The following is a 9,203-nucleotide window of genomic DNA, read 5'->3' as shown; positions in this document are numbered from 1 at the left end:
AATTCTCTTAAAGAACTTATTCCGTTCTGCATAAATGCGAATAGTATAACTTTAAGTAATTTCTCTGAATCACATCTTGGACGACCTGTTTTGCAGCCTTCCCCTGCAAAATATGATTTTAGGTCAATGTGATCTATTACATCACAGAAAGTATATACCGGATCTGAAATATCAATAATTTTTTCGATTTCCAGTGGTAATTTTAATTGTTTTGTTATAAAATTATTATTAGTAAAATTATTTGGTATCATAATTTAATTTTACCAAAAAATCGCTGTAAGTTTAATGCCTACAGCGATTTTCTTTTTAGGAGAGTTTTTTTACATCCCCTTTTAAAGAATATTTTCAATAGTAGGTTCATGAAGATGTCTTAAATTGGTAGAAAAGGCTCTGAGGGAATTAGTTGCAATCAAACATTCCTCATAATTTTCACATTCAGTATAAATTAATAGTTCAGCAGCTTCATCCATAAGACAGTCTAAATCAGAATGATTTAAGTATATGGATGAGATTACATTGTTATCATTAATTAAATTTATCATATCAGAAGCTACTTTATTAGCAGATTCAAAATCTTTATTTCTAATCATATTTTCAATTTCAATTGTATTATCAGTTATATTATCACATAAATTTAAAAGTGATGAATTTGCAAAGGAGACAAACAGTATAAGACATAAAAACATTGCTGAAGGTACTAATAAGTTTTTCATTTTTTACACTCCTTTTCATAATCATCAAAAAGCTGATATTTAAATTTTCCTTGAGTATCATACATAGCAATAAGTACATCTTCTATTGAATTAATATTATGATTCTTTAGCTCCTTTAGAATCCAGTTTCTATCCTTTCCTATGCTAGTAAGGGAATTAGTATTTACTTTACCATCTGTAATAAGTATTTTTGGCAGATGAGGAGGCTTGTTAGATGAATTTGAATTATCATTATTGGTTTGACTTTTTTTGGTATCACTTTGCCCTAACCTAAATGAATTAGAATCAGCCGGAAGAATAGAAAGCTGTCCGTTGTTCTCTAAAATTGCATACTGAATTTCCTCTAAATCAAAATAGCCTGCAAGACGTATTTCTTCCATTAATTCATCTATATTAATCTGCTGTTTTTTCAGCATATCATAGTTTATTTTACTTTTATAAATTAATATACAGGGTTCCCCATCTATTAATTTCCTAACTAGCTGACTTTTAAGTTCTAGCTGAGATAGTATTGTTTTTAAGAAAAGTAGTGTAATTATTGGAATAACCCCTAAAAGAAGAGGATATCTTGTATCCTGCATAGGAAGTGATGCTAGGTCTGAAATCATTATTGTTATAACAAATTCATAAGGTTGAAGTTCTCCTATTTGGCGTTTTCCCATTATTCTAACTACCACTACAACTAATGTATATAAAATTACTGTTCTGATAAAAACTATAAACATATATAATAATTCCTCCTTGCAGGATATAGTATTTGATATTTTTAAAATCTTTATTCAATTTATAGAAATCTTTGTAAAAGGAACTATCAGGTATATAATGTAATAGAAGTAAAAAAATACATGAGAGGCGGGCCTAAATTATGGAGAAGTTTAAAATTAATTTAGAAAATAATGAAATCTATATAAATGGCGGGACAACCTTTAAATATATTATAGATAAGTATTTAGAAGAAGATAATATAGTATTATGCAGTTTGTCAGGAAAGTTTTATGAATTAGGTGTTGAAATTCCAGCATCAGGAGATTTGAAAATTGTAACAACTGATGTGGAAGAAGGGTGGAAGGTTTATTCAAGAACACTTCAATTTATTTTTATTAAAGCTGCACTAGATTTATTTCCAAATTCGCAAATAACAATTGAACATTCAATATCTAAAGGCATATTTGGTGAAATTTCTAAAGATACTGCTCTTACTGATGAAGAAATAAAGTTAATTAAAAATAGGATGATAGATATCATTAATAGTGATATGAAAATCAATAAGATAGAAGTTGATAAAGAAAAAGCAGTAGAAATATTCAAGGGATACAATATGCAAGATAAGGTTACTCTTTTAAATCAAATGGATTTTGAAAAGGTAAAGCTATATGAACTTGATGGAAGATATGATTACTTTTATGGGCAAATGGCATATTCTACAGGCATAATTAAAGCTTTTGACTTAGTAAGATATGCTCATGGATTTGTTTTAAGAAATCCAAGTATAGATGATATTAAAAGTCTGAAACCTTTTAAGGAACAGAAAAAACTAGCAAGTATATTTTATGAAACTAAACAGTGGCTTAGAATAATGGGAGTAAGTGAAGTTGGAAGTTTAAATGAGAAAGTTTTAAAAGAAACTGAACTTAAAGATTTAATACTTGTATCTGAAGCTCTTCATGAAAAGAAAATAGCTTATATAGCAGATCAAATAGCATCTAAAAAAGATATAAAAGTTGTACTTATAGCAGGTCCATCCTCCTCAGGAAAGACTACATTTTCAAAGAGACTTAGCATTCAACTTAGAGTAAATGGACTGACTCCTGTGCCAATTTCTCTTGATGATTATTTCTTAAATAGAGAAGATAGTCCAAAGGATGAAAATGGTGATTATAATTTTGAAACTATTGATGCCATTGATATTAAATTATTTAATGAAAATTTAAATGAACTTATGAAAGGGAATGAAGTTGAAATTCCAAGTTACAACTTTAAAAAAGGTAAAAGAGAGTGGCTTCATAATAAACTAAAATTACCTGAAAATGGAGTTGTAGTGGTTGAAGGAATACATGGCTTAAACCCAATCTTAACGTCTGAAATTGAGGATAATAATAAATTTAAAATATATATTTCAGCTTTAACTCAATTAAGCTTAGATAATCATAATAGAATTGCAACAACAGATGTAAGAAAAATAAGAAGAATAGTTAGGGATTTTCTATCAAGAGGATATGGTGGAGAAGATACATTAAAAATGTGGCCATCTATAAGAAAGGGAGAAAAGAAGAATATTTTTGTTTATCAAGAAGAGGCTGATGCAATGTTTAATTCAACTTTAGTATATGAATTAAGTGTTCTTAAGGATTATGCCATAAAGGAATTAGACAAAATCAAACCAGAAAGTCCTGTTTATAATGAAGCAGTAAGATTAAAATCCTTTATAAGTTTCTTTAAAACTATTGAATTTAAAGATGTACCGGAGAATTCTATATTAAGAGAATTTATTGGGGGAAGTTGTTTTTATAGATATTAATAATTTTGAAAGCATTACAGATGTATCTCCGTGAACTACTCTCCACTTATAGAAGTGGAGAGTAGTTCACTACAAAGTGATAGTACAAGTGTTGCAAGAGGTTGAATAATATTTACAATAATGCTATTAGGAACAATATCTTTCATATTTATAGGTTGCAATAAAGAAATAAAAGATATAGAAATCATAGGGCTATCTACGGCAATAATATTATGTGCAGTATATTTCCTACCACACATGCATGAAAGATATTCATTTTTAGGAGAAATACTATTAATTTTATATTATGTATTAAAAAGAAAGAAAATATATATTCCATTATTATTAATGATTGGTATAAGTAATTCTTATATAACATTCCTTACAGGGGGAGGTTTTATTGATATAAAGGTATGTTCATTGATTATGCTATTCATAATTGTAGTTTTTTCTGTAAACTTAATTAAGGAATATTTAGATTTGGAAAAAATTATATAAATAAAGAAGATAATAATAAGTATTGTAATAGATACTTATTATTATCTTTTTTTTCGAATAATACATAAGTGGTATTGATTAAGTTTATTGGATTAATTAAACTATATTTAGTAATAGGTTTAACATATGATAAAGGAGATGATTTTATGACTAATCCGGGAGTTTTTGATATATTAGGGCCAATTATGATTGGTCCATCAAGTTCACATACAGCAGGGGCAGCAAGGCTTGGAAAGGTAGCAAGATCTATTGCTCATGGACACATTAAAAAAGTTACTTTTTTACTTCATGGTTCTTTTGGTAAAACATATAAGGGACATGGAACTGATAGAGCTCTTGTAGCTGGTATTTTGGGGATGGAACCAAGTGATATAAGACTTAGAGAATCTTTAGAAATAGCTAAAGAAAAAGGGCTAGATGTTACTTTTAAGGAGTATGATTTAGGAGATGTACATCCTAATACTGTTAAGTTTTTAATAGAGACAGAAGAAGGAACTAAAAGTGAAGTTATGGGGTCCTCTATAGGAGGAGGAAGTATTCTAATTACTGAGGTAAATGGAAATAGTGTTGAATTTACAGGAGATTATCCAACATTAATAATATCTCATATGGATGTGCCAGGAATTGTTTCTAAAGTTACTTCAATTTTATATTATGAAGGTATTAATATTGCTTTTATGAAGGTTTTTAGAAATCAAAAAGGTAAGGAAGCTACGATGGCATTTGAAGTTGATACAAGAATAAGTGATGACATAATTTATGAAATAGAAAGTATAGAGTACATAAGTAAGGTAATTAGTATAAATCCTGTTAAGGAGGATGAATAACATGAAAATAGCAAGAAGTGGTGAAGAACTTTTAAAAATATGTGAAGAAGAAAATATACTTTTAAGTGAATATGCCATAAGATATGAAATGGAAAACAGAGATATATCAAGAGAAGAACTTTTTGAGAAAATGAAAAAGAATTTAAGAGTTATGCAAGATTCTGCTAAAGATGGAATGGATAAAGAAATATATTCTGTTAGTGGTCTTATTGGAGGAGATGCGTACAAGCTTAAAAAGTATTATGAAAAGGGTGAAAGCCTTACTGGAGATACTATGATTTTAGCAATGGCAATGGCTCTTTCTTCATCTGAAGTTAATGCAGCTATGGGAAAGATAGTTGCATGTCCAACAGCAGGTTCATGTGGAATATTACCAGCAGTAATACTTACAGCAGGGAAGAAACTTAATAAAACTGAAGATGAATTAATTAAGGCTTTATTTGCCTCTTCTGCTTTAGGAATAATAATTGGAATGAATGCAACAATGGCTGGAGCTGAAGGAGGATGCCAAGCAGAGTGTGGTTCAGCAGCAGCTATGGGAGCAGCAGCAGTTGTAGAAATGATGGGAGGAACTCCTAAAATGAGTCTTGATGCAGCAGCTATAGTATTTAAAAATGTTTTAGGACTTGTATGTGACCCAGTAGCAGGCCTTGTTGAGATTCCTTGTGCAAAGAGAAATTCTTCAGGAGCAGTAAGTGCTTTATGTACAGCTGATTTAGTTATGGCAGGAGTTGAGTCAAAGATACCTTTTGATGATGCCTTATCAGCTATGTATAAGGTTGGAAAATCATTACCTTCAGAATTAAGAGAAACTGCTTTAGGTGGAGTTGCTATTACTAAAGCTGGTTTAGAACTAAAGAAGAAGGTTTACGGTGAAGAATAGAAGTGATAAAATAGAAATAATTAGTAAAGTTACTAGGAGTGCCAATAATGCTTGGCTGAGATTGAAAAGCTAATTTTCAAAATTCTTAATGACCTGATATGGTTAGTACCATCGTAGGGAAGTAAAATATTTATGTGTATTTAAGCAGCCCTAAAAAGGCTGCTTTTTTTATTATAAAGGAGGTAAATATGGATAAAAATACGTCACGTAATGTTGCTTTAAGTGGAGTGTTTATTGCTATAGCAGTAGTTTTTGGAACCTTTTCTATTCCAGTTATTGGAGCAAAAATGTCACCTGTGCAGCATTTTATTAATATTGTTTCAGCAGTTACTTTGGGGCCAAGCAATGCTGTGCTAAATGCTTTTGTTGCATCATTACTTAGAAATATTTTAGGAACGGGAAGTCTCTTGGCTTTTCCAGGAAGTATGGTTGGAGCTTTAATTTCAGGACTCTTTTTTAAGAAATTTAAAAAGATTATATCAGCATTAATTGGGGAAGTTATTGGGACAGGAATTTTAGGCGCATTATTAGCTTACCCAGTAGCAGTCTTATTAATGGGAAAGGAGAGTGCAATTTTTGTATATATTATTCCATTTTTAATAAGCTGCAGTGGAGGAGCAGTTATGGCTTATATTTTTTTACAAGTTCCTGTAGTTAAGAAAGTTTTAGTTAGGAGGTAAAGATTTAAATGAAGACAGCATTAACTATAGCTGGTTCTGATTCTTGTGGAGGTGCAGGAATTCAGGCAGATATTAAATCAATGAGTGCTAATGGAGTTTATGCCATGAGCGTAATAACAGCAGTAACAGCACAAAATACTCAAGGAGTTTTTGGGGTGCAGGATATATCACCAGAAATGATAGAATCCCAAATTGATGTACTTTTTCAGGATATATTACATATAGATGCTATAAAGATTGGAATGGTATCAAAGGCTCAATCAATAAAAGCTATTGCAAGAGCTTTAAGAAAAGTAGACAAACTTCCACCAATAATATTAGATCCTGTTATGGTTTCAACAAGTGGATCTAATCTTTTATCTGTAGATGCTAAGGAAACTCTTATAAAAGAATTGTTTCCAATGGCAGAGTTAATTACACCTAATTTGCATGAAGCAGAAGCTCTTTTAGGTGAGGATATAAAAAGTGTAGAAGATATGAAAAGGGCTTGTATAAAACTAAAAACTTTAGGTTCAAAATATGTTTTAGTTAAAGGTGGACACCTTGATATGGAAGCAACAGATGTCTTATATGATGGAGAAAAATTTATGCTACTAGGTGGAGAAATAATTAAGACTAAGAATAAACATGGTACAGGCTGTACATTATCTTCAGCAATAGCTGCAAATCGTGCTAAGGGAATGAGTATGGAAGAGGCAGTTAAAGAAGCTAAGAGATATATAACTGTTGCCATTGAACATAATATTGAACTTGGAAAGGGATGTGGTCCTACAAATCATTTTTATGAATTATTTAATAAATAATATTTTTTCTAAAGTTCCAAGTGAATATAAGGAGGTATATTTAAGTTGAATTTCAATTTAGATATGCCTCCTTATTGCTATAAAAGGATGAAGGTATTAAAACTCTTTGATAAAAAGCGTAATTTTCACCACTTTGTTTTATTTGTTGATTAAAATATTGTAAAATAGATAATAGTTATTAGTAAAGGAGGCATTTATATGGATAACAAAGAAAAAGCAAAGTATGCATTAAAGAAATTTTTTGGATATGATAATTTTAGAACAGGACAGCTTAACATAATAATGAATATATTAAATGGACGTGATGTATTTTGCATAATGCCAACTGGTGCAGGAAAATCTATATGCTATCAAATACCTGCAATTATTATGGATGGAGTTACCATAGTAATATCTCCTTTGATATCTCTTATGAAGGATCAAGTTGATTCTCTTCGAGATAATGGAATTAGTGCAGCTTTTATAAATAGCACACAAGATATTAATGAGATTAAGGATATTCTGAAAGATGCTTCCTTAGGATTAATAAAAATTTTATACATAGCACCTGAAAGATTGGAATCAAGAATTTTTATAGATATGGTTAAATCATTAAAAATATCTCAGGTAGCAGTTGATGAAGCACATTGTGTTTCTGAATGGGGACATGATTTTAGAATAAGTTATAGATACATAAAGCCTTTTGTTGAGAGTCTTAGGGTAAGACCAGTTTTATCAGGATTTACAGGAACAGCAACTGATGAAGTTAAGGATGATTCAATTAAACTTTTAGGAATTAATAATCCATATAAGTTTTTTGGTGATATTAATAGAGAAAACTTAGCTATTAATGTTATTAAAGAAGAAGATAAACTTGAAGGAATTAAGGAAATAATACAAAGTCATAGAGATGAGTCTGGAATTATTTATTGTCTTTCAAGAAAAGAAGTAGAAAGTCTTTATTATTATTTGAAGGATATTGGATATAGTGTTGGAATTTATCATGGTGGTCTTAATGATGAAGTGAAAAAACAGAATCAAGAGGATTTTCTTAATGAAAAATTTGATACTATGATTGCAACAAATGCCTTTGGAATGGGAATAGATAAATCTAATATAAGATATATAATTCATTGTACTATGCCTAAAAATCTTGAGTGTTATTATCAGGAGATAGGAAGAGGTGGAAGGGATGGAGCCCCTTGTGACTGTTATCTTTTTTATAATAGAGATGATATTAGAAGAGTTGAATTTATGATTAATAAAAGTAGCAGCATAAAGAGAAGAGAAATTGCACTTAGAAAGTTGCAATCAATGATAGATTTTTGTGAAAAAACGGGATGTTACAGAAATAATATATTAAGATATTTTAATAAGGAATGGCATAGAGATTATTGTGCAAGTTGTAGTAATTGTTTAAAAAATGATGAGCTTAGAGACTTTACAAGAGAAGCTCAGATAATATTATCTACTGTATATAGAACTAGAGAGGCTTATGGAATATCTGTACTTATAGATATTTTAAGAGGAATAAGAGGTCCTAAAATAATTCAAAATAAATTAGATTCCATAACCACATTTGGACTTATGAAGGAGTATAGTAGTTCCTTTATAAGAGGTCTTATTAAAGAAATGTTAAAAGAAAAATTTGTTACATTAAAGGAAGGAACATACTCTATGTTGAAGCTTACTCAAAGCTCTATGGATGTATTGTTAAATGGAAAAAAAGTTATTCTACTAGTTAAGGAAGAAGAAACAGCAGTTAATAAAGAATTATATGAAAGTATAAAAAAATGGAGAAGAGATAGAGCTTATAGAGATGGAATAAGACCATATATAATTTTTTCAGATGCTACTTTAATTGAAATAATAAATAAGATGCCTAAGAGCAAAGAAGAGCTTATGGATATTAGAGGAGTTGGAGAAAAGAAAGTAGAGAGATATGGAGATGAAATTTTAAAGTTAATATCAGTAAGTAATTAAAATATCATTAGGTATATTAACTAAGAATATTTAATTTTTATAAGAGTGAATATTTGAGTAAATGGAAAAACATTAGTTATTTAAACTGGTGTTTTTTCTTTTTGTGCGCCCAGCATGGGCGTGCACTAATCGGTGAAAGTCCGTAACGGGGGCTGATAGTGCCAACCGTATAGCTTAAGACAAGGGTGTCCATTGTGAGGTGGAATCTGAAGGAAGTCGGCAGCAAAACTTTGGTCTGAGGTACACAAATCACATTTGAGGCTTATGTCTATGGGTAAGCTTGCAAAACAAAGTAAAGCCCTATAACTATCCGAAATAGACAGAGTAAATGTGGCAGATA

Annotated in this window: 10 protein-coding genes and 1 riboswitch; of the genes, 7 read left to right on the top strand and 3 right to left on the bottom strand. The window is 30.1% G+C overall.

The genetic code is table 11. From position 1 onward, the window contains the following. From BM384_RS12620 to BM384_RS12610, 3 genes are all read right to left on the bottom strand, one after another. The coding region (locus tag BM384_RS12620; protein ID WP_347455073.1) for a hypothetical protein at positions 1 to 251 on the bottom strand (251 nt) is incomplete at its 3' end. Positions 252 to 332: 81 nt separating this feature from the next. Continuing rightward, entirely contained in the window at positions 333 to 713 is a 381-nt protein-coding gene (locus BM384_RS12615; RefSeq protein ID WP_090014110.1) for a DUF4363 family protein, read from the bottom strand. After that, positions 710 to 1,438, bottom strand: coding sequence for a DUF421 domain-containing protein (locus BM384_RS12610; protein ID WP_090014108.1), 729 nt, complete (start codon positions 1,436 to 1,438; stop codon positions 710 to 712). Before BM384_RS12610 ends, BM384_RS12615 begins: the two co-directional genes overlap by 4 nt. Before the next feature lie 140 nt (positions 1,439 to 1,578). Between BM384_RS12610 and BM384_RS12605 the strand changes: the two genes are divergently transcribed. The 7 genes from BM384_RS12605 (at position 1,579) to recQ (ending at position 8,863) form a co-directional block, all read left to right on the top strand. After that, positions 1,579 to 3,231 (top strand): nucleoside kinase, encoded by a 1,653-nt coding sequence (locus tag BM384_RS12605; RefSeq protein ID WP_090014106.1) that lies wholly within the window; start codon positions 1,579 to 1,581, stop codon positions 3,229 to 3,231. A gap of 120 nt (positions 3,232 to 3,351) precedes the next feature. Next, on the top strand, positions 3,352 to 3,708 hold the full coding sequence (locus BM384_RS17975) for a hypothetical protein (protein ID WP_090014104.1): 357 nt from the start codon (positions 3,352 to 3,354) through the stop codon (positions 3,706 to 3,708). A gap of 146 nt (positions 3,709 to 3,854) precedes the next feature. Then, complete coding sequence (sdaAB, locus tag BM384_RS12595; RefSeq protein WP_090014102.1) at positions 3,855 to 4,535, top strand: L-serine ammonia-lyase, iron-sulfur-dependent subunit beta; 681 nt, start codon at positions 3,855 to 3,857, stop codon at positions 4,533 to 4,535. A 1-nt stretch (position 4,536) separates the two neighbouring features. Next, complete coding sequence (gene sdaAA / locus BM384_RS12590; RefSeq protein ID WP_090014100.1) at positions 4,537 to 5,418, top strand: L-serine ammonia-lyase, iron-sulfur-dependent, subunit alpha; 882 nt, start codon at positions 4,537 to 4,539, stop codon at positions 5,416 to 5,418. A 24-nt stretch (positions 5,419 to 5,442) separates the two neighbouring features. Continuing rightward, a riboswitch (TPP riboswitch) is annotated at positions 5,443 to 5,555 on the top strand. 51 nt (positions 5,556 to 5,606) lie between these two features. Continuing rightward, positions 5,607 to 6,098, top strand: coding sequence for an energy coupling factor transporter S component ThiW (gene thiW / locus BM384_RS12585; protein ID WP_090014098.1), 492 nt, complete (start codon positions 5,607 to 5,609; stop codon positions 6,096 to 6,098). An 8-nt stretch (positions 6,099 to 6,106) separates the two neighbouring features. Further along, positions 6,107 to 6,901: a bifunctional hydroxymethylpyrimidine kinase/phosphomethylpyrimidine kinase gene (thiD, locus tag BM384_RS12580; RefSeq protein WP_090014096.1), complete on the top strand. Its 795-nt coding sequence runs from the start codon at positions 6,107 to 6,109 to the stop codon at positions 6,899 to 6,901. 198 nt (positions 6,902 to 7,099) lie between these two features. Next, positions 7,100 to 8,863: a DNA helicase RecQ gene (gene recQ / locus BM384_RS12575; protein ID WP_090014094.1), complete on the top strand. Its 1,764-nt coding sequence runs from the start codon at positions 7,100 to 7,102 to the stop codon at positions 8,861 to 8,863. The last annotated feature ends 340 nt before the right edge of the window (positions 8,864 to 9,203 follow it).

This window comes from Clostridium sp. DSM 8431, from assembly GCF_900116755.1.
Taxonomy (GTDB): Bacteria; Bacillota; Clostridia; order Clostridiales; family Clostridiaceae; genus Clostridium.
Note: the sequence above shows the minus strand (reverse complement) of the source record. Positions and strands in the feature narration are given on the sequence as shown.

Excerpts from the sequence above, each read along its gene's own strand:
- BM384_RS12615 (WP_090014110.1), bottom strand. The coding sequence starts at position 713 with ATGAAAAACTTATTAGTACCTTCAGCAATGTTTTTATGTCTTATACTG.
- BM384_RS12610 (WP_090014108.1), bottom strand. The coding sequence starts at position 1,438 with ATGTTTATAGTTTTTATCAGAACAGTAATTTTATATACATTAGTTGTA.
- BM384_RS12605 (WP_090014106.1), top strand. The coding sequence starts at position 1,579 with ATGGAGAAGTTTAAAATTAATTTAGAAAATAATGAAATCTATATAAAT.
- BM384_RS17975 (WP_090014104.1), top strand. The coding sequence starts at position 3,352 with ATGCTATTAGGAACAATATCTTTCATATTTATAGGTTGCAATAAAGAA.
- sdaAB (WP_090014102.1), top strand. The coding sequence starts at position 3,855 with ATGACTAATCCGGGAGTTTTTGATATATTAGGGCCAATTATGATTGGT.
- sdaAA (WP_090014100.1), top strand. The coding sequence starts at position 4,537 with ATGAAAATAGCAAGAAGTGGTGAAGAACTTTTAAAAATATGTGAAGAA.
- thiW (WP_090014098.1), top strand. The coding sequence starts at position 5,607 with ATGGATAAAAATACGTCACGTAATGTTGCTTTAAGTGGAGTGTTTATT.
- thiD (WP_090014096.1), top strand. The coding sequence starts at position 6,107 with ATGAAGACAGCATTAACTATAGCTGGTTCTGATTCTTGTGGAGGTGCA.
- recQ (WP_090014094.1), top strand. The coding sequence starts at position 7,100 with ATGGATAACAAAGAAAAAGCAAAGTATGCATTAAAGAAATTTTTTGGA.